The organism is Mesorhizobium sp. M0621 (assembly GCF_040320745.1).
In the GTDB taxonomy this organism is placed as follows: Bacteria; Pseudomonadota; Alphaproteobacteria; order Rhizobiales; family Rhizobiaceae; genus Mesorhizobium.
Genome location: NZ_JAMYQF010000045.1, coordinates 38,196 through 57,997, shown reverse-complemented (window position 1 = coordinate 57,997; position 19,802 = coordinate 38,196). Strand labels below are relative to the sequence as shown.

Sequence of the window (19,802 nt, the reverse complement as noted above, 5' to 3'; positions counted from 1 at the left end):
TCGACAACCAGAGAGAAGACGGACAAACCCCGTTTTACGGGGCATGCACATGCGGCATTTCGATTCACTCAAAACTTTCCCCGGACAGCCCTGCCTTGCGGGGGAGATGGCCGGCAGGCCAGAGGGGGGTACTGTCCCGCCAAATTTCAAAATTTCCCGCGCCACGTCCTTCAATTTGACCGTCCGTGCCCCCGCCTGTAGCAGTCGCAGACCATCTACACGACGGAGGAGTCCGCATGCCAAACCACGAAGGCTTTTCCGATTTCTTCTACGCCGCACCCGATGGGCTTAGCCTTCATGCGCGCGTCTACGGCGAAGCAAATTCCGGACACTGGCCGGTCGTCTGCCTGCCTGGCCTGACCCGCAATGCCCGGGATTTTCATGAGCTGGCGCTCTATCTGTCGATGCATGCGGCAAATCCGCGAAAGGTCATCGCCTTCGACTATCGCGGGCGCGGGCAGTCGGCCTACGACCCCGACGTCAAAAACTACAATGTCGGCGTCGAGGCCGGCGACGTCCTTGCCGGGCTGGCGGCGTTGAACATCGAGGACGCTGCCTTCATCGGCACGTCGCGCGGCGGGCTGATCATCCATGTGCTCGCGATGATGCGGCCGGCCGTTCTGAAAGCTATTGTATTCAACGACATCGGGCCGGTGATCGAGGCGGCTGGGCTTGCCCATATCCAGTCTTATCTCGAACGTGATCCGATACCGAAGACCCGCGTACAGGCGACTGCCGCCCAGCGCAGCGTGCATGGCAAGGACTTCGCTGCCCTTGCCGGGGCGGATTGGGATCGGATGGTATGGGCTCTCTACCGCGAAACGGACGGTGGCCTGGTGCCGGATTTCGACCCGAAGCTGGTCGATACCGTTGCCGGCCTCGATCTGACGCAGCCGCTGCCTGATCTATGGCCGCAATTCGAGGCGTTGGCGGCCGTTCCTTTGCTCGCCATTCGCGGCGCCAATTCGAGGCTTCTGTCGGCGGGAACACTGGAGCAGATGCGAACGCGCCATCCTGGCATCGAAACGATCACCGTCGCGGGTCAGGGCCATGCGCCATTCCTCGAGACCGGCAGCCTGCCCAACGACATTGCAACTTTTCTTGGCCGGGCCGAGCGGCAGAATAGCCCGAAGTAAACCCTGTCGCCGACGCCGTCGTCGCTATCATGCCAGTCGCTATCGCCAAGGTTGAAGTAGTCGACTTCGGCCGTAACCGTGAAGCCAGGCACCACGTGGTAGGCGACGTTGGCGGCGCGCGCACCGGAAACTGCGGTCAGGGCCGCCTTGGCTCGATTCGAGAAACCGACATATGCGATGATCCGCCAAAGCGCACAGCGCGAAGCAGGATGGCGGAGAGGATGGGATTCGAACCCACGAGAAGCTTTTGACCTCTACTCCCTTAGCAGGGGAGCGCCTTCGACCACTCGGCCACCTCTCCGTTGCGCCGCTGGATAAAGAAAAGCGCCGGCACAATCAACAAGGCCGCGTCATTATATGGAAAAATAACGAAGACGCCGAACCGCGGCTTTCCGCGATGCGGCGGTTCTGCGGCAATTCCCTGGCTGGCAACTCGGGACCTGGCCATGATTCCGTTGGCTGATCGCCGGATTCGGCGTCTAACGATTTCGACCTGTCGAAATCGAAAACCCGGCGGGCAACCGCCGGGTTTTTGCATCGAAACGCAGTTCGCTCGGCAACTTGCACCAGCCCGGCGGGCGCGCTAGCAAGAAGGCCCTTTTCAACTGAGCTTTTTGCTATGCGCCAGCGCCCTCCCCTCACGCCTCTCGTCGACGCCCTTCCGTCGACCGTGCCCTTTGTCGGCCCCGAAGCGCAGGAGCGCGAGCGTGGCCGCGCCTTTCGGGCTCGCATCGGCGCCAATGAGAGCAGCTTTGGGCCGTCTCCGCGCGTCATCGACCGGATGGCTGGAATTGCCCGCGACATGTGGATGTATTGCGATCCCGACAATCACGATCTGAAGGTGGCGGTCGCGGCGCATCATGGGGTGAAGGCCGAGAACGTCGTTGTCGGCGAGGGCATAGACGGCCTGCTCGCCCTGGTGGCACGCATGTATGTGGCGCCCGGCGATGCCGTGATCACGTCGCTCGGCGCCTATCCGACCTTCAACTTTCACATTGCCGGTGTCGGCGGGCGCCTGGTCACGGTCCCCTATGACAACGACAGGGAAAGCCTGGACGGCCTGCTGGCGGCGGTGCGCAAAGACAAGGCGCCGCTGGTCTATCTCTCCAACCCGGACAATCCGATGGGCAGCTGGTGGGAGGCGAACGAGCTCATCCGCTTCATCGAGGCGCTGCCGGAAACCACCATGCTGGTGCTCGACGAGGCCTATGGCGAACTCGGACCGGTCTCGGCGCTTCCGCCGATCGATATCTCGCGGCCAAACGTCATCCGAATGCGCACTTTCTCGAAGGCGTATGGGCTCGCCGGCATACGCTGCGGCTATGCGATCGCCGAGGCTCAGGTGATCCGCGACTTCGAGAAGATCCGCAACCACTACGGCGTCAGCCGCATGGCGCAGGTCGCCGGCGTCGAGGCGCTTGCAGATAAGGACTATCTCAGGAGCGTGGTGGCGCGGGTGGCTGCCGGCCGCCGACGCATCGCAGGGATAGCCGAGGCGAACGGGCTGAAGCCACTGGCGTCGGCCACAAACTTCGTCACCATCGATTGTGGTGGCGATGGCGCTTTCGCGCTGAAAGTCCTGCAGGGCCTGCTGTCGCGCGACGTGTTCATCCGCAAGCCGATGGTGCCGGTACTCGACCGCTGCATCCGCGTCAGCGTCGGCCTCGATCATGAGCTCGACATCTTCGCCGAGGAACTGCCGGGCGCACTCGCCGCAGCGCGCGGAAACTAGCATCCGCCAGCAGGCGAACCGGGATCACAAGGTGCGCTTACAAATCCAGTTCCCAGGTCTGGCCGGTCAATTCCTTGCCGAAACTGTGATGGCGCTCCTCGGAGACCAGCTTGAAGCCGGCGTGCTCGTAGATCGTGCGCGCCGCGACGAGAATGTCGTTGGTCCACAGCACAAGCCTGACATAGCCGCAAGCGCGGGCCTGGCGAATACATTCGGCGACAAGGCGTTTGCCGATACCCGCGCCTCGGGCCGACGCTTCGACATGCAGCAAGCGCAGCTTCGCGACCCCATCGTCCACGTGAACCAGAAACACCGCACCAAGCGGCTGGCCTGCGCGTTCGGCGATCCAGCAGAAATCGCGGCCGGGCTTGAAATTGCGGATGAAATCGGCGCCGATCTCAGCAACCAGGGCTTCGAATTCGATATTCCAGCCATATTCCTCGGCGTAGAGCTGGGCCTGCCGCTGCACGACCCAGCCGACGTCGCCGACGCGGTGTGGCCGCAGCGTCACCTCGCTGTTCTCGCGGGCAGGATCGCCCAGCAATTCCCCCGCCTTGCGCAAAGCGCTGCCGAGCTCATGCAATCTGTCGTCGGGCAAATTCTCGATGAGCCGTGCCGTATCGCGATCCGCCGCCGCCTGTAGCCCTGAAAGGGCTGCCTCGCCTCTTGCCGTGAGCGACAGAATCCGCCGGCGTTTGTCGGCCGGATCGGTCCGGGTCTCGGTCAGACCCTCGCCGGCGAACTTGCGTAGAATTCGTGTCAGATAAGCGGCATCGACACGCAATTGCCTGGCGATGTCGGAAGCAGTGGGGCCGATCTCCAGATGAAAAGCCTTGGCGAGAAAACCGCGTTCCCCAGCAGTTTCAGGAGCCGCCGGACGATCAAGGCGGCCGAGTTCGAAAAGCACGCGCGCCTCGGTCAGAGTGAATGCGCTTTGTGTCAGCGTCTCGTCGAGAAGGCCAACGGTGCGCGTGTAGAAGCGATTGAAGCGCCTGATATCGGCCACCAATGCTTTTCGTTCATCCAACATCTGGGTCCAGATCCTAATAAGGCAGTTCCATTTTCCAAAATTAGTGGACTGAGTCAAATAAATTTCAAAAGGCCAGGAGCCCAGCTTTCGCGTCGTGCCCGCAATTCTCAGGTTGCTTTCCCTGCGCCATGCCCCAGATTTCAAGGAGACAGGCTTGGAGAGATTCATGGCTGGTCATCGCAGGAATGTGCGGGCGCGCATTTACGGCAATGTGCAAGGCGTCGGCTTCAGACTCTGGGTTCGAGACGAGGCCACAAGCCTCGGTCTTGCGGGCTGGGTCCGCAATGAAGCGGACGCGTCTGTAACGACCCAGATCGCAGGCCTTGATGAAGCGGTCTCGACAATGATCGAGCGACTTTGGAAAGGGCCGTCCGGTGCTTCGGTTTCCAGGGTCGACGTCGAGGAATTGACAAACGGAAACGCTCTTGTTGGGTTCAGGATTGTTGCATAATGGCGGGTTTGATTCAGTGCCCTTGAATTAATTGAACGTTCGTTTTATTATTGCCTCGCAAACGAGGCCGACAATGGCACGCACGACTGGATCCGATGGTGAAAAGACCGAGGCAGCCATCCGCGAGGCGGCCGTCAATCTGATTGCGCGTTTCGGCTACGAGGCGATGTCGATGCGCCAGCTTGCCGCCGAAGTCGGCGTGCAGGCTGCCGCGCTCTACCGCTATTTTCCAACCAAGGAAGAGCTTCTGTTCACGCTGATGCGCGAACACATGGAAGGCCTGACCGAAGCGTGGGAAGCAGCCAAGCCGGCCGATGCAGGCCCGATACGGCGGCTTTCAGCCTATGTCGAAAACCACATCACCTTTCATATCGAGCGTCGGCACGCCACGCATGTGTCGAACATGGAATTGCGCAGCTTGTCGCCCGAACGGCTGACGCAGATCCTGCGCATGCGTACAGCTTACGAAAAGGAACTGCGCGCCATCCTGCGCGACGGCGTCGAGGCGGATGTGTTCAGCGTCGACGACACCGGGCTGACGGCGATGGCGCTGATCCAGATGATGACCGGCGTCATCGTCTGGTTTCGGCCGGGCGAGCGGCTGTCGATCGGTGAAGTGACGGCAACATATCTTTCAATGACAATGCGTTTGGTTGGCGTGACATCAGCCGGGGAGGAACGACATGTACACGAACACGCTCAGCTTCGGGCATGACGAGGAGATCGAGGCGCTGCGCGACATGGTGCGGCGCTTCGCCCAGGATCGCATCGCGCCGATCGCCGCCGACATCGATCGTTCGAACGAATTCCCGGCGCATCTGTGGGGCGAACTCGGCGCGCTCGGGCTGCTTGGCATCACCGCCGACCCCGATTTCGGCGGCAGCGGCATGGGTTATCTTGCGCATGTGATCGCCGTCGAAGAGATTTCGCGCGCTTCGGCCTCGGTCGGCCTCTCCTATGGCGCCCATTCCAACCTGTGCGTCAACCAGATCAACCGCTGGGCGACGACGGCGCAGAAGGAAAAATTCCTGCCGCCGCTGTGTTCGGGCGAACGCGTCGGCGCGCTGGCAATGTCGGAATCCGGCGCCGGTTCGGATGTCGTCTCGCTCAAGCTGCGCGCCGAAAAGCGCAATGATCGCTATGTGCTGAACGGCACCAAGATGTGGATCACCAACGGGCCGGATGCCGAGACGCTGGTCGTCTATGCCAAGACCGATCCGGAGCAAAACTCGCGCGGCATCACCGCCTTCATCGTCGAAAAGGCGATGGCAGGGTTTTCCGTGGCGCAAAAGCTCGACAAGCTCGGCATGCGCGGCTCCAACACAGGCGAACTGGTGTTCGAGGATGTCGAGGTGCCGTTCGACAACGTGCTGCATGAGGAAGGCCGCGGTGTCGAGGTGCTGATGTCTGGCCTCGACTATGAGCGTACCGTGCTTGCCGGCGGCCCGATCGGCCTGATGGCGGCGTGCCTGGACGTGGCGATCCCCTATGTGCATGAGCGCAAGCAGTTCGGCCAGGCGATCGGCGAGTTCCAGCTGGTGCAGGGCAAGCTGGCCGACATGTACACCACGATGAACGCCGCGCGCGCTTACGTCTACGCCGTCGCCGCCGCTTGCGATCGCGGCCAGACGACGCGCAAGGATGCCGCCGGCTGTGTGCTGTTTGCCGCCGAGAAGGCGACGCTGATGGCGCTGGACGCCATTCAACTGCTTGGCGGCAATGGCTACATCAACGACTATCCGACTGGCCGGCTGTTGCGCGACGCCAAGCTCTATGAAATCGGCGCCGGCACCAGCGAGATCCGTCGCTGGCTGATTGGGCGCGAGATCATGGCGGAGGGGGTCTAATATGGCAGCATTTCAAACGCAAATCTCCCCCTCCTCCGAGACCTTCCGCGCCAATGCCGAGCGCATGCGAGCCTTGGTCGCCGACATCGCGGAAAAAGCCGCTACCGTCGAGCGTGGCGGCTCGGAGGAAGCGCGTGAGCGCCACGTTTCGCGCGGCAAGCTGTTGCCGCGCGAGCGCCTCGCCCAGTTGCTCGACACCGGCTCGCCGTTCCTCGAGATCGGCCAGTTCGCGGCATGGTCGATGTATGGCGAGGAGATTTCTTCAGCCGGCATCATCGCAGGCATCGGCCGCGTCGAGGGCGCCGAGGTGATGGTCGTCGTCAACGACGCCACGGTGAAGGGCGGCACCTATTATCCGCTGACGGTGAAGAAGCATTTGCGCGCGCAGGAAATCGCGCTGCAGAACAATCTGCCATGCATCTATCTGGTCGACAGCGGCGGCGCCAATCTGCCCAACCAGGACGAGGTGTTTCCCGATCGCGAGCATTTCGGCCGCATCTTCTACAACCAGGCCAATATGTCGGCGGCAGGCATCCCGCAGATCGCCTGCGTCATGGGTTCCTGCACGGCGGGTGGCGCCTATGTGCCGGCGATGTCGGACGAAACGATCATGGTGCGCAACCAGGCGACCATCTTCCTCGGCGGCCCGCCGCTGGTGAAAGCGGCCACCGGCGAGGATGTCAGTGCCGAGGATCTTGGTGGTGCCGATGTGCACACAAGGCTCTCCGGTGTCGCCGATCACTATGCGCTGGACGACGACCATGCGCTCGCCATCTGCCGGCGCATCGTCAAAAACCTGAATCGGAACAAGACTGTAAGCCTGAACTTACAGAAGTCGATTCCGCCGCTTCATCCGGCGGATGAACTCTACGGCATCGTGCCGACCGACCTGCGCCAGCCCTATGATGTGCATGAGGTGATCGCGCGCATCGTCGACGGTTCCGAGTTCGATGAGTTCAAGCAGAACTACGGCACCACGCTGATCACCGGCTTTGCCCACCTTCATGGCATGCCGGTCGGCATCATCGCCAACAACGGCGTGCTGTTTTCCGAAAGCGCGTTGAAGGGCGCGCATTTCATCGAACTCTGTTGCCAGCGCAAGATACCGCTGGTCTTCCTGCAGAACATCACTGGCTTCATGGTCGGCAGGAAATACGAAGCGGGCGGCATCGCCAAGGACGGCGCCAAGCTGGTGATGGCTGTCGCCACCGCCCGCGTGCCGAAGGTGACCGTCATCATCGGCGGTTCGTTCGGCGCCGGCAATTACGGCATGTGCGGCCGCGCCTACTCACCACGCTTCCTGTGGATGTGGCCGAATGCGCGCATCTCGGTGATGGGCGGCGAACAGGCGGCGACGGTGCTCGCCATGGTCAAGCGCGAAGGCATCGAGCGCAAGGGCGGGGAATGGAGCGCCGAGGAAGAGGCGAAATTCAAGAAGCCGATCCTGATGAAATACGAGCATGAGGGCCATCCGCTCTATTCGTCCGCACGCCTCTGGGACGACGGCATCATCGACCCGGCGAAGACGCGCGACGTGCTGGCGCTCAGCCTGTCCGCCACGCTCAACGCCGAAATCGAGGAGACGCGCTTCGGCGTGTTCAGGATGTGAGATGAGCAAGGCACTGGACAGGATTCGTGTTCACACCGGCGACATCACGAAACTGGATGTCGACGCCATCGTCAATGCCGCCAACACATCGCTTCTCGGCGGTGGCGGGGTCGATGGCGCCATCCACCGCGCCGCAGGTCGCGAGCTTGAGTTCGAATGCCGGATGCTGAACGGATGCAAGGTCGGCGACGCGAAGATCACCAGGGGTTACAAACTGCCGGCTCGACACATCATCCATACAGTCGGCCCCGTCTGGCAGGGCGGCGACAAGGGCGAAGCCGAGTTGCTGGCCTCCTGCTATATCAGATCGCTCGAACTCGCCGCCGCCAATGACTGCCGCACAGTGGCCTTCCCGGCGATCTCGACCGGTGTCTACCGCTACCCGAAAGACGAGGCGACGCGGATCGCCGTCAGCACGGTCAACGCGTTCCTCGACGTGACAAGCAGGCCGGAAATCGTCATTTTCTGCTGCTTCGACGAGCAAACAGCTGAATTATACCGGCATGCCGTTGCTGCTCTTCGAGAAGGCTGAACTGTATGGACCAACCAATTTATCAGCATAGGCAGACTGGAATCTCTGCCTACGTCAACGGCAAGGCGGCGAGGTCGAAGCTGCCAATCTCCCCCCTCGTGGGGGAGATGTCCGGCAGGACAGAGGGGGGCGCGACGGAGCGCCTGCGTCGCTTCAAGCAAACTCTGCCCGTGGAGGCTCCATGTTCGCCAAGATCCTGATCGCCAATCGGGGCGAGATCGCTTGCCGCGTTATCCGCACGGCACGCAAGATGGGCGTGCGCACTGTCGCCGTCTATTCGGATGCCGACGCGAAATCCCTGCATGTCGAGATGGCCGACGAAGCGGTGCATATCGGCGCCTCGCCCGTCGGCGAAAGCTATCTGCGCGGCGACAAGATCATCGCGGCGGCGCTGGCGACGGGTGCTGAAGCCATTCATCCCGGTTACGGCTTCCTGTCGGAAAACCCCGATTTCGTTGACCAGGTGGCTGCGGCGGGGCTCATCTTCATCGGCCCGTCGGCGGCCTCGATCCGTGCCATGGGGCTGAAGGACGCCGCCAAGCGGCTGATGGAAAAGGCCGGCGTGCCAGTGGTGCCGGGCTACCATGGCGAGGCGCAGGAAATCGTGCTGCTTGCGTCCAAGGCACGCGAGATCGGCTATCCCGTGCTGATCAAGGCGCGCGCCGGCGGCGGCGGCAAGGGCATGCGCCGCGTCGAGCATCCCGATGAGTTTTCCGAAGCGCTGTCCAGCGCGCGGCGCGAGGCGAAAGCCGCCTTCGGCGACGACCGCGTACTGGTCGAGAAATATGTCGACAAGCCGCGCCACATCGAGGTGCAGGTGTTCGGCGATAATTTCGGCAACGCGGTGCACCTTTATGAGCGCGACTGCTCGGCGCAGCGCCGCCACCAGAAGGTAATCGAGGAGGCGCCCGCCCCCGGCATGACACCGGCTTTGCGCAAGGCGATGACGGAGGCGGCGGTGAAAGCCGCCAAGGCGATCAATTATTCCGGCGCCGGCACCATCGAGTTCATCGTCGACGCCTCGCAAGGCCTGAAGGCCGACCGCTTCTGGTTCATGGAAATGAACACCCGCCTGCAGGTCGAGCACCCGGTCACCGAAATGGTCACGGGCACCGACCTGGTCGAGTGGCAGTTGCGGGTCGCATCGGGCGAAAAACTGCCGAAGACACAAAGCGAGATCGCACTTGCCGGCCATGCCTTCGAGGCGCGTATCTATGCCGAGGACGCGGCAAAGGGGTTTCTTCCGGCAACGGGCACGCTGCATCATCTGAAATTTCCGGATGCAGCGCCCGAAGGCGCCGCGATACGTATCGAGACCGGCGTGCGGGCCGGCGACGCGATCTCGCCCTACTACGACCCGATGATCGCCAAGCTGGTCGTCCACGCCGAGGACAGGCAGGCGGCACTGCAAGCGCTCGGCGCAGCGCTGTCGCGAACCGAGATCGCCGGCTCCACCGTCAACACCGCCTTTCTCGCCGCTCTGGCCGCCGATCCGGATTTTTTCTCGGGCGACGTCGACACCAGCCTGATCGGCCGGCACCAGGAGACATTGACGATCGTCCCGCCGCCGACCGGCGAAACCATTGCCGCCGCCGCTGTTGCGGCCTCGGGCGCCGGGGTATCGCCGCCATCCGACGATCCCTGGTCGTCCCTTGCCGGCTATGCGCATTTCCACAACGTGGCGCGGCGCACATGGCTGAAGTTCGGCGAGGACGATATAGTGGCAAAGGTTTCGCTGCGGCCGGATGGACGGTTCCAGGTGGCGCTCGATGCGCCCTATGACGGCACAAATTCGCATGACTTTCGCGCTTCACCGCGTCTCGCCCGCTGGCCAGGCCACATCACCGTGTTCGAAGGCGCTGTTGGCTACACCTTCGCCGTGCCGGACCCGCTGGCGCGCGCCGATGAGGCAGCCGCAGGTGTAGGCAGCTTGCGCGCGCCGATGCCGGGGCTGGTCAAGCTGGTGCGCGTGACAGGAGGCGATGCAGTGATCAAGGGCCAACCACTGCTGATCCTCGAGGCGATGAAGATGGAGCACACCATCGCCGCGCCGCATGATGGCGTGATCGCCGAGATCGCCACGGAGGGCGCGCAGGTCACCGACGGGACGGTGCTGGTGCGGTTCGTCGAGGAGCACAACGCCCCGAGCGCAGTAGCGAGCTGACAGACGCAAGCTGTCGACGGGGCAAACGAGAAAATGGCCGGGACGAACCCGGCCATTTCCCTATGCTATTCAGTCGCCAGGGCAGCGATTACTGCGCGATCGGCGCGTATTTGCCGTCATGCCACTGGTTGATGTCGTAGCTGGCATTCTTGAGATCGCCCTTCTCGTCGAAGGTGACGTCGCCGACAACAGTGCTGATCGGCGTACCGTTCTTCAACGCTTCGGCAACCTTCGCCGGATCGTCGCTGCCGGCGCGCTTGACGCCCTCGGCGAAGGCCTGGATCACGGCATAGGAGAACAGCGTGAAGCCCTCCGGCACGAAGCCGCCCGCCTTGATCTTCTCGACGGCTGCCTTGGCTTCCGGCTTTGCCTGCGGATCCGACGGGAAGACGAACATGGTGCCCTCGCCTGCCGGGCCGGCAACCTGCCAGAATTCGGGCGAGGCGATGGAGTCCGGCATGATCAGCTGGAACTTCAGGTTCTGTTCCGCCGACTGACGCAGGATCAGACCAGCCTCAGGATGATAGCCGCCGAAATAGACGACGTCGGCCTTCAAGTCCTTGAGCTTGGTGACGAGAGCCGAATAGTCCTTCTCGCCGGCGTTGATGCCGTCATAATAGACCTCCTTGAGGCCCCCGGCATTCATCGTTGCCCTGACGGCGTCAGCCACGCCTTGTCCGTAGGCGCTCTTGTCGTGCAGGACGACGACGTTCTTGCCGGCAAACTTCTTGGCGATCCATGGGCCGATGAAGGCGCCCTGCGCATCGTCACGCGTATAAAGCCGCATGATCGTCGGCCAGCCGGCCTTGGCCGCCGCGTCGGTCAGCACCGGGTTGGAAGACGCCGGGCTCATCATCAGAGCGCCGGCTTCGGCATAGACGGCTGAGGCCGGAATGCTCGAACCCGAGCAGGCATGGCCGTCGATGAACTTGACGCCATCGGCGACGATGCGGTTGGCGACCGACACAGCCTGCTTGGGATCGCACTGGTCGTCCTGGATGCTCAGCTTGATCATCGATCCATTGACGCCGCCCGCGGCGTTGATCGCGTCGGCAGCGGCCTGTGCGCCCTGCTTGAACTGATCACCGATGGTGGCGAGCTGTCCGGTCATCGGGCCGACCACCGCAAAGGTGAGCTCGTCCGCGAATGCGACCGGCGTGCTCATCATCAGGCCGAATATGGCCGCGCTCAAAATACTCAATTTTTTCATGATGGTAGAACTCCTCCACTCACGCGCGGCCGCCCCGGCCGCGCTTCTTCCAGAGAGGCCGGACAATTTCACCCTTCCTTGGGCCTGTCTAGGCGCATTGGCGCCGCTCGATTGGGCCTGCAAGACGTCATCCACGCAAAAAGCCACGCCAGCCTTGTTCCGGCCGGTCGTGGCTTTTTGCCCGTCGAGCAATCTCCAGGCGCCCCCGCGCCTAAAAATCCCGCTCACCTTCCCTGTGTCGCGCACGACTAGGCCCTGCGGCCTGCCGCGTTCTCTTTCTTAACATCGTGACCGTCTTGCGCGGCCTTTTATTCCGCCGGGTCTGGCCGTCTGTGCGGTCTTGATCCCGGAGCTTCCCTGTCTTCGATAGGTCTGTAGGCAGATCTTAGTGGATGGTCATCCATTCGCGGGCTTCGCGAAGCGCCTTGGCAATCTCGACTTTCGACATTGCCGCCGACAGTTCGGAGCGCAGTTCCGCGGCGCGGGCCGAGCCCTTGATCGCGGCGATGTTGAACCATTTGTGGGCGGCAACGACATCGGTTTCGCAATCGCGGCCGGTCGCATACATCATGCCCAGTTCGAAAAGGATGTCGGCCTGGGCAGTTGCCCCCATGGCGCCGAAACCTGCTTCAAGCATTTCAAAACGTGCCATTTCAATCCCCTGTTTCCGGCCCCTGTCAGGCTCCCGAGAGCTGCCTTCGTTCGTCCTTGCTGGCTGCTCTTCCGATGCTTTCGAGAATGCCGTGCAGGCTTGAATCCGTCGTTAAATGGCGTGCTTAATTTGAGGAAAACAAAGCTAAAACAAGAGGTAAACGCGGAAATTTGTTAAGGATACGAAGTCAGCAATTCAGCCCGCTTGCGTCAAATTTGACGAAAATTTCAAACTGAGAAATCAAGACTCCGCTAACCACGGAAACCAAAGGCGATGCGCCGATCGTTTCATTTCCTCGCCGACGGGACGCATTCAGGCGCCTTCAAAATCCGAAAGTCTTCCGCTGCGGCACCGCTTTTGTTTTGCTGGGAGGTGGATTAGCTTACGTTTGCGTAAGCGGCAGGCCGACGAGGCGGAGCATCCGGCCGGACATCCAAAGGGAGGAAGACATGTTTCGAAAAGTGAGCCTGGCCCTTGCGGCCACATTGATCATGGCGGGTGCAGCCTGGGCCGATCCGATCGAAGGCAATTGGAAGACGCAGGCCGGCGACACCGCGGCCATCGCTGGCGGCGGCTCGTTTTCCATCACGCTCAAGACCGGCAAATATGCCGGCAAGACCATCGGCTCGCTCAAGGCGGCCGGCGACAACAAATATGCCGGCAACATCACCGATCCGGCAAACGACAAGACCTATTCGGGCAAGGCGACCCTTTCGGGCAGCTCGCTCAAGATGAGCGGCTGCGTGCTTGGCGGACTGATCTGCAAGAGCCAGACCTGGCACAAGCTCTGATCGACCCTATCCTTGTGACATGAAGACGGGGCCCCGCCGGGCCCCGTCTTCGTTTTGTCGCGGCGCAATGCCCTGGTCTCGCCGGCGCCCTGTCGAAACCGACGCCGGCGCCGCCAAAATCCCGTCAATCATCTTGAACCGCAGATGAACGCTGGCATCAGAGCCGGTTCAGTTGCATCAGGGCATTCTCCGGCGTGTTGAAGGAGACCCGACCCAATGCTTGCTCGCCGCTTCACCATCGTCTGCCTGCTGGTGAGCCTGTTTGGAATGTTCTTCGCCATCCTCGTCGCCGAAGCGGGCCGTCCGGCCCGTGCCTGGGACGAAGCCAGTTCAAGAACCTGCCGCCTCGCCTGCCCCACCCATCTTCGCAACTGAACAAAGAAACCAAGACCTCGAAAAGAAAAGCTGAAACCCATGAACCGCATCGCCGCCAACGCTCTCAAGACCCTTCGGCTTCTGCCGCGGGCGGCGCTTATCCTGGCGGTTCTGGCCGCTCCGGTTCTGGCCGTGCCGATGATGCGCGCCGATGCCGGCTCGACGATCGACGCACCGGCTCTGAAGAAGTCCGGCGTCGGCTTCGTGCTCCTGGTCAGCCTGCAGCGCGATTGAAGAAAAACGACGCTTTGGCTGCCTTCGGTCGCGACACCCCTCCCAAGTGCCGATCCAAGTCTCTATATTAAGCCATGGAAAAGCGAATCTACCCTCAAGCTATCGAATCTGTCGTCATGCCGGAGCCTTTTGGCCGGCAAAGCTTTGATAGCGCCGAAAAGGCCGTCGCGGCACTGCAGGCGCTTTACGACCGCAACACCAAGTTCCTGCGCGACTCCTTTGCGGAGCTGGCGGCGGCGGGCGGCGACAATGGCAAGCGCTACCGGGCCTTCTACCCGGAGATCGGCGTCACCACCAACTCGTTCACCCAGATCGACTCGCGCCAGGCCTATGGCCATATGCCGACGCCCGGGCATTTTTCGACCACCATCACCCAGCCGAGCCTGTTTGAAAGCTACCTTGTCGAGCAATTGCGCCTGATCATGCGCAATCATGGGGTTGCGGTCACGGTGTCGGAATCGACCACGCCGATCCCGCTGCATTTCGCCTTTCTCGAAGGCACCCATGTCGACGGCGCGGCGGCCGAGCGCATCAAGCGGCCGATCCGCGACCTGTTCGACGTGCCGGATCTCGACGGCACCGACGACCAGATCGCCAACGGCACTTTTGAAGTGGCCTTCGGCGAGCCGAGACCGTTGGCGCCCTTCACGGCGCAGCGCATCGACTATTCGCTGCATCGCCTGTCGCACTATACGGCGACCACGCCGCAGCATTTCCAGAACTTCGTGCTGTTCACCAATTACCAGTTTTACATCGACGAATTCGTTGCCCGCGCCCGCGACCTGATGGCCAATGGCGGCGACGGATACACCGAGTTCGTCGAGCCAGGCAATGTCATCACCTGGGTCGGGCAAAGCGCACCCAGCGAAGGCGTCGCACCGCCGCGCCTGCCGCAGATGCCGGCCTATCACCTGAAAAAGCCGAACCATGGCGGCATCACCATGGTCAATATCGGCGTCGGGCCCTCCAACGCCAAAACGATCACCGACCACATCGCCGTGCTGAGGCCGCATGCCTGGGTGATGCTTGGCCACTGCGCCGGACTGCGCAATACCCAGGCGCTAGGCGACTACGTGCTGGCGCATGCCTATGTGCGCGAGGATCACGTCCTCGACGACGATCTTCCGGTCTGGGTGCCGATCCCGCCGCTGGCCGAGATCCAGGTGGCATTGCAGGAAGCCGTCGCCGAGGTCACCGGTCTGTCCGGCTATGACTTGAAGCGCATCATGCGCACCGGCACCGTCGCCACCATCGACAACCGCAACTGGGAACTGCGCGACCAGCGCGGCCCGGTACAGCGGCTGTCGCAGTCGCGTGCGATCGCGCTCGACATGGAATCGGCGACCATCGCCGCCAATGGCTTCCGCTTCCGCGTTCCTTACGGCACGCTGCTGTGCGTTTCGGACAAACCACTGCATGGCGAACTGAAGCTGCCCGGCATGGCAACCGAATTCTACAAGCGCCAGGTGGCGCAGCATCTGACCATCGGCATCAGGGCTATGGAGAAGCTTGCGGAAATGCCGATGGAGCGGCTGCATTCGCGCAAGCTCAGAAGTTTTTCGGAGACGGCGTTCCAGTAGGACGATCTGCGCGCTGCCCGAGCATTTCGTCATCTTGATTGGGCCCCATTTCTGCCGATAAACGGGCCAGTATTCTCCGGCAACCCGCGCGGACCTGACCCGATGAGACGTAGTCAAGACATGGCGGCTTCACTGGCATTTATCGCGATGATGATGTTCTCGGTTGCGCTGGTGGCCGGGTTTTTCGGAACGCTGCATCCGGCCTTCGATTCCTTCTCGCATTTCCGCGTCCACGTTGCCGTGCTGATGGCGCTTTGCGCGCTGCCGCTGCTGGCCACGACATTTCGCCTGCAAGCGGCCGTGGCACTGCTTTTTGCCGTGGCGGCCTTTGCCACGACCTTGAACGCTTTGCCCAGTCCATGGCCGGTTCAGGCTGCCTATGAAGCCAAGAACGAAGATCGGGCGATCTACAAGCTGCTGCAGATGAACCTGCGCTACGACAATCCGACGCCGAAGAAGGTGCTGTCGTTGATCGGCCGGACCAATCCCGACGTGATCACCCTCGACGAGGTGTCGGCGATGTGGACGACCGAGCTTGGCTATATCAGCACCGCGTATCCCTACCGGATCCTCTGCCCTTATCCCAACGGCATATTCGGTGTCGCGCTGCTCTCGCGGCGGCCCTTTGCCGCCGGCACCGAGGCGCATTGCGAACGGCGCGGCGCCATGGCGACAGCGACCGTCGACTTCGGCGGCATCGACATCGATGTCGCCGCGATCCATCTCAGCTGGCCGTGGCCACGCGAGCAGTACTGGCAGATCGGTGAACTCACCGAGCAGCTCTCCGCGCTTGGCGAGACGGCCATCATGGCGGGCGACTGCAACGCCGTGCCGTGGAGTGCCGCCGTACGGCGCGTCGCCTCGCTCGGCGGGCTGATCGTCATGCCGTCCGCCGGGCCAACCTGGATCCACATCAAGCTGCCGGATGTTCTGCGGCGCTTCGCCGGCCTGCCGATCGACCAAGTTTTCAGCAAGGGCGGCGTGACCATTCATTCCGCGACACGGCTGGAGGACACCGGCTCGGACCACCTGCCGGTCATGGTGGAATTCTCGCTCAGGCTGGCACAACAGAAGCCGGTCGATGAGCATGAAACCGCGACGGCGGCGATAGTCCAAACCGGCAAGACGCCAGGCTAAAGGATCAAGGCTTGATCAGAGCGGTGACGAGATGTTCGACATGGCCACCGTCGCGATGCTCGCGGGCGTCGAAAGCGATCTGCTTCGCCTCATACGCGGCATAGGTGGCTCTGATACGCCGCTGCGCCTCGTGGCGTGTCTTGTAGCAGGACCGGTCGTCGGCAGTCCTGAGGCCGGAGATCGATCTTTCAGTGGCGCGCATCATCTCCCTGGCGAGACGGCCATGGGTTTCTTCGTGGGCGCGGACGCCGGCGAAGAACCGTGTCCAACGCTTCTGGAGCGCCGGCGTGGTGGCCGAGGCGGCATGCGGAAACGTGTAAAAGAGATTGAGCGTGCCGTTGGCGCGCCGCAGGCGGCAGAAGCCATTGTCCTGACCGGCATCAAGGTCCCAATCCACGGTGTAGCCGGTCTGCGCGATAGCGTGCGTCATGAAGCCGTGCTTCGGCCCCTTGCGGTCCATCGCCTTCATCAGCGCCAGACCCGTGGTCCCGGTGATGTCATAGGTCCGCGTCTTGACCAGCACCTTGGTGCCGGCGGACGCCGCCGGAGCGGAACCGCACACCGCGCCGATCGCCATAAGGCATGCCAGAACCGCCACGCGCATTGGCCATCTCCCTTCGTCAGGCAATGGAACCATAAGCGCGTGGCAGTTTCAACAGTTCTAATATTTCACATGCCCCGGTGGACCGCGCCTTCGCCGACATTTTGCTTGCGGCGGCCGAGACGGTCCGGCCAACGCGTGGCTTACATACCTTGGTAGACCGGGCCTTCGCCGCCTTGTGGCGGCACCCAGTTGATGTTCTGGTTCGGGTCCTTGATGTCGCATGTCTTGCAGTGGACGCAGTTCTGCGCGTTGATGACGAAGCGCACGTCCTTGGCCGCGGGATCGGCGGCCGCGTTGCCGTCCTTGTCGACCCACTCGTAGACACTGGCCGGACAATAGCGTGTCGAGGGTCCGGCAAAGACATCGTGTTCGGACCGTTTCTGCAGATCCATGTCGCCGACAAGCAGATGGACCGGTTCGTTTTCCTCATGATTGGTGTTGGACAGGAACACCGAGGACAGCCGATCGAAGGTCAAAACGCCATCGGGCTTCGGATAGACGATCTTCTTGTGCTGGGCTGCAGGCTCGAGCGTTGCATAGTCGGCTTTGCCATGCTTCAGCGTGCCGAAGGGCGAGATCCCGAACAGCGTATTCAGCCACATGTCGAGGCCGCCGAGGCCGACACCGACGATGGTGCCGAAGCGCGACCACAGCGGCTTGACGTTGCGCACCCTCTTCAGGTCCTTGCCGATGTCGGTCGCCCGCCAAGCCGCCTCATAGGAGGAAAGCTCGTCATTGGCGCGCCCGGCACCGATCGCCTCGGCGACATGCTCGGCCGCCAGCATGCCGGACAGCACGGCATTGTGCGAGCCCTTGATGCGCGGCACGTTGACGAAGCCGGCCGCGCAGCCCATCAGCGCGCCACCGGGGAAGGAGAGTTTCGGCACCGACTGCCAACCGCCCTCGCTGATGGCGCGCGCGCCATAGCCCAGGCGCTTGGCGCCCTCGAAGGTGCCGCTGATTGCCGGATGGGTTTTGAAGCGTTGGAATTCGTCGAACGGCGACAGCCAAGGGTTCTTGTAATTGAGGTGGAGGACGAAACCGACCGCCACCTGATTGTCCTCGAGATGATAGAGGAAGGAGCCGCCGCCGGTCTTCATGTCAAGCGGCCAGCCAAAGGAATGCTGGACCAGGCCAGGCTTGTGGTTCTCCGGCTTGACCTGCCAGAGTTCCTTGAGGCCGATGCCGTATTTGCCGGGCTCGCGGCCATCGGAAAGCTTGTATTTGGCGATCAGCTGCTTGGCGAGCGAGCCGCGCGCGCCCTCGCCGATCAGCACATATTTGGCCATCAGCGCCATGCCGGGTGCGAAACCCGGGCCATGCGAGCCATCCTTCTCGACGCCCATGTCGCCGGTGACGACACCGGTGACGGCACCTTCTTCATTGTAGAGCAGGCCGACTGCGGCAAAGCCGGGATAGATCTCGACGCCGAGCGCCTCGGCCTTGGTCGCCAGCCAGCGGCAGACATTGCCGAGCGAGACGATGTAATTGCCGTGATTGTTCATCAGCGGCGGCATCAGGATGTTGGGCAGACGGAACGAGCCGGCAGGTCCAAGGACGAGGAAATGGTCCGCGGTGACCGGCGTCTTGAAAGGATGGCCCTCCTCGTCGCGCCATCCCGGCAAGAGCCGGTCGATACCGATCGGATCGACGACGGCGCCGGAGAGGATATGGGCGCCAACCTCGCCGCCCTTTTCCAGGACGACGACCGAAAGCTCGGGATTGACCTGCTTGAGGCGGATGGCGGCGGCGAGGCCGGCCGGGCCGGCGCCGACGATAACCACGTCGAATTCCATGCTTTCGCGTTCGATGTCGCTCATCAACCCCTCCGCACTGGCTTATCCCATTCGGGTATCTAGCTGGCTCCTGCGCTGCATAGCGCATCAATCGGCGACAGGAAACCGGCGCATACGTGACAATGCCGTTTTGGCCAAAAAGTCGCGCATTGCGAGGCTGGGCGGCTGTTTTCGTCCGGCATGGCCCTCGGCGCTGACGTTTTTAATTGTTCGACGGCTTGCTTATCGGCCATACTTCACGCCATGCGCATTCCTGGGCCAGCCGGCTTTTCATCCACGCGCTTTCTTTTCACGTCCGGCCGGGTCTGCCGGGCGCTCCTTTTGGCCCTTCTGGTGCTGGCACCGGGTCACGCTTTCGCGGACGAAGTGAAGGTATGGGCGGCAGGGGCCTACTCCTTCTCCGACGAGCTTGGCGGCTTCCACATCACCGGCGCTTCGGGCATCGGAACGAAGGACGATCCGCTGGTCATCACCGAAGAGCTGAATTCGTCGACGCCGGTGACGCTGACCATCCGCACGACAAAGCCGATCCAGGCTTACGGTCCGGCCGGCGAATTCGCCAACGGCATCATGTATATGCGCATCGACGTGCTCAACAACAGCGGCCAGGCCTGGATCGAATTCCAGTTCGAGCTGCAGGAAATCCTGAACCGGCCGAGCGTGTTCGGGGACGGGCTTTCGTTCGACCAGCGCAACAAGACACCCGACAATATCTGGTCGAGCAATTTCGCCGATTTCGATCGCGATTTCGAACCCTATGACCGATTGCTGTTCAGGAACGGCAAGGTCGACCCGTTGAAAACAGCCAGGTTCGAATTCCTGATGACCGACTACACGCCCAGATGGACCTTCTATCTGGTGCAGGATCCGCGCATACCAACGGGGTAGAGAAGCGGCTAGCCTTGCAAATTGCCGCCACGCG

Annotated in this window: 19 protein-coding genes and 1 tRNA gene; 14 read left to right on the top strand and 6 right to left on the bottom strand. The window is 62.3% G+C overall.

Annotated elements, in window-relative coordinates:
• The first annotated feature begins 236 nt into the window (after window positions 1-236).
• Entirely contained in the window at window positions 237-1,136 is a 900-nt protein-coding gene (locus NKI38_RS25105) for an alpha/beta fold hydrolase (protein WP_352662076.1), read from the top strand.
• 210 nt (window positions 1,137-1,346) lie between these two features.
• On the opposite strand, the gene NKI38_RS25095 is transcribed toward NKI38_RS25105, so the two are convergent.
• Window positions 1,347-1,437: transfer RNA gene (locus NKI38_RS25095), tRNA-Ser, on the bottom strand.
• A gap of 318 nt (window positions 1,438-1,755) precedes the next feature.
• Here NKI38_RS25095 and NKI38_RS25090 point away from each other — a divergent pair.
• The gene (locus NKI38_RS25090; RefSeq protein ID WP_352662073.1) at window positions 1,756-2,868 is read left to right on the top strand and encodes a pyridoxal phosphate-dependent aminotransferase; all 1,113 of its coding nucleotides are present in this window, start codon (window positions 1,756-1,758) and stop codon (window positions 2,866-2,868) included.
• Window positions 2,869-2,905: 37 nt separating this feature from the next.
• Here the strand turns inward: NKI38_RS25090 and NKI38_RS25085 are convergent, their stop codons facing one another.
• Window positions 2,906-3,898, bottom strand: coding sequence for a bifunctional helix-turn-helix transcriptional regulator/GNAT family N-acetyltransferase (locus NKI38_RS25085; protein ID WP_352662070.1), 993 nt, complete (start codon window positions 3,896-3,898; stop codon window positions 2,906-2,908).
• A gap of 166 nt (window positions 3,899-4,064) precedes the next feature.
• On the opposite strand from NKI38_RS25085, the gene NKI38_RS25080 reads away from it, so the two are divergent.
• The 6 genes from NKI38_RS25080 (at window position 4,065) to NKI38_RS25055 (ending at window position 10,501) form a co-directional block, all read left to right on the top strand.
• Window positions 4,065-4,349 carry an acylphosphatase gene (locus tag NKI38_RS25080; RefSeq protein WP_352662067.1) on the top strand — a complete coding sequence of 95 codons (285 nt, stop codon included), beginning with the start codon at window positions 4,065-4,067 and terminating at the stop codon, window positions 4,347-4,349.
• A 73-nt stretch (window positions 4,350-4,422) separates the two neighbouring features.
• A complete protein-coding gene (locus NKI38_RS25075) occupies window positions 4,423-5,064 on the top strand; it encodes a TetR/AcrR family transcriptional regulator (RefSeq protein ID WP_352662064.1) in 642 nt (213 codons plus the stop codon).
• Window positions 5,033-6,196 carry an isovaleryl-CoA dehydrogenase gene (locus tag NKI38_RS25070; protein WP_352662062.1) on the top strand — a complete coding sequence of 388 codons (1,164 nt, stop codon included), beginning with the start codon at window positions 5,033-5,035 and terminating at the stop codon, window positions 6,194-6,196. The genes NKI38_RS25075 and NKI38_RS25070 overlap by 32 nt, the downstream gene beginning before the upstream one ends.
• A 1-nt stretch (window position 6,197) precedes the next feature.
• Window positions 6,198-7,805 carry a carboxyl transferase domain-containing protein gene (locus tag NKI38_RS25065; RefSeq protein WP_352662059.1) on the top strand — a complete coding sequence of 536 codons (1,608 nt, stop codon included), beginning with the start codon at window positions 6,198-6,200 and terminating at the stop codon, window positions 7,803-7,805.
• A gap of 1 nt (window position 7,806) precedes the next feature.
• Complete coding sequence (locus tag NKI38_RS25060; protein ID WP_352662057.1) at window positions 7,807-8,337, top strand: O-acetyl-ADP-ribose deacetylase; 531 nt, start codon at window positions 7,807-7,809, stop codon at window positions 8,335-8,337.
• A gap of 181 nt (window positions 8,338-8,518) precedes the next feature.
• The gene (locus NKI38_RS25055) at window positions 8,519-10,501 is read left to right on the top strand and encodes an acetyl/propionyl/methylcrotonyl-CoA carboxylase subunit alpha (RefSeq protein WP_352662055.1); all 1,983 of its coding nucleotides are present in this window, start codon (window positions 8,519-8,521) and stop codon (window positions 10,499-10,501) included.
• A gap of 88 nt (window positions 10,502-10,589) precedes the next feature.
• On the opposite strand, the gene NKI38_RS25050 is transcribed toward NKI38_RS25055, so the two are convergent.
• Together NKI38_RS25050 and NKI38_RS25045 are read right to left on the bottom strand one after the other, a co-directional pair.
• Window positions 10,590-11,711 (bottom strand): ABC transporter substrate-binding protein, encoded by a 1,122-nt coding sequence (locus NKI38_RS25050; RefSeq protein WP_352626863.1) that lies wholly within the window; start codon window positions 11,709-11,711, stop codon window positions 10,590-10,592.
• 385 nt (window positions 11,712-12,096) lie between these two features.
• On the bottom strand, window positions 12,097-12,363 hold the full coding sequence (locus tag NKI38_RS25045; protein ID WP_123167916.1) for an SEL1-like repeat protein: 267 nt from the start codon (window positions 12,361-12,363) through the stop codon (window positions 12,097-12,099).
• A 449-nt stretch (window positions 12,364-12,812) separates the two neighbouring features.
• On the opposite strand from NKI38_RS25045, the gene NKI38_RS25040 reads away from it, so the two are divergent.
• The 5 genes from NKI38_RS25040 (at window position 12,813) to NKI38_RS25020 (ending at window position 16,480) form a co-directional block, all read left to right on the top strand.
• On the top strand, window positions 12,813-13,154 hold the full coding sequence (locus tag NKI38_RS25040) for a DUF2147 domain-containing protein (protein WP_352626862.1): 342 nt from the start codon (window positions 12,813-12,815) through the stop codon (window positions 13,152-13,154).
• Between the two features lie 216 nt (window positions 13,155-13,370).
• Window positions 13,371-13,529 carry a hypothetical protein gene (locus NKI38_RS25035; protein WP_023812838.1) on the top strand — a complete coding sequence of 53 codons (159 nt, stop codon included), beginning with the start codon at window positions 13,371-13,373 and terminating at the stop codon, window positions 13,527-13,529.
• 39 nt (window positions 13,530-13,568) lie between these two features.
• Window positions 13,569-13,763 carry a hypothetical protein gene (locus NKI38_RS25030; RefSeq protein ID WP_352662052.1) on the top strand — a complete coding sequence of 65 codons (195 nt, stop codon included), beginning with the start codon at window positions 13,569-13,571 and terminating at the stop codon, window positions 13,761-13,763.
• 116 nt (window positions 13,764-13,879) lie between these two features.
• Window positions 13,880-15,343, top strand: a complete 1,464-nt coding sequence (locus tag NKI38_RS25025; RefSeq protein ID WP_502899385.1) for an AMP nucleosidase — start codon at window positions 13,880-13,882, stop codon at window positions 15,341-15,343.
• 102 nt (window positions 15,344-15,445) lie between these two features.
• Window positions 15,446-16,480, top strand: a complete 1,035-nt coding sequence (locus NKI38_RS25020; RefSeq protein WP_352662049.1) for an endonuclease/exonuclease/phosphatase family protein — start codon at window positions 15,446-15,448, stop codon at window positions 16,478-16,480.
• A gap of 4 nt (window positions 16,481-16,484) precedes the next feature.
• Here NKI38_RS25020 and NKI38_RS25015 read toward each other — a convergent pair whose 3' ends face one another.
• On the bottom strand, window positions 16,485-17,084 hold the full coding sequence (locus tag NKI38_RS25015) for a DUF922 domain-containing Zn-dependent protease (RefSeq protein WP_352662046.1): 600 nt from the start codon (window positions 17,082-17,084) through the stop codon (window positions 16,485-16,487).
• A gap of 140 nt (window positions 17,085-17,224) precedes the next feature.
• On the bottom strand, window positions 17,225-18,904 hold the full coding sequence (locus tag NKI38_RS25010; RefSeq protein WP_352662043.1) for an electron transfer flavoprotein-ubiquinone oxidoreductase: 1,680 nt from the start codon (window positions 18,902-18,904) through the stop codon (window positions 17,225-17,227).
• Between the two features lie 219 nt (window positions 18,905-19,123).
• Between NKI38_RS25010 and NKI38_RS25005 the strand changes: the two genes are divergently transcribed.
• Window positions 19,124-19,768 (top strand): hypothetical protein, encoded by a 645-nt coding sequence (locus NKI38_RS25005; protein WP_352662041.1) that lies wholly within the window; start codon window positions 19,124-19,126, stop codon window positions 19,766-19,768.
• Window positions 19,769-19,802: the final 34 nt, after the last annotated feature.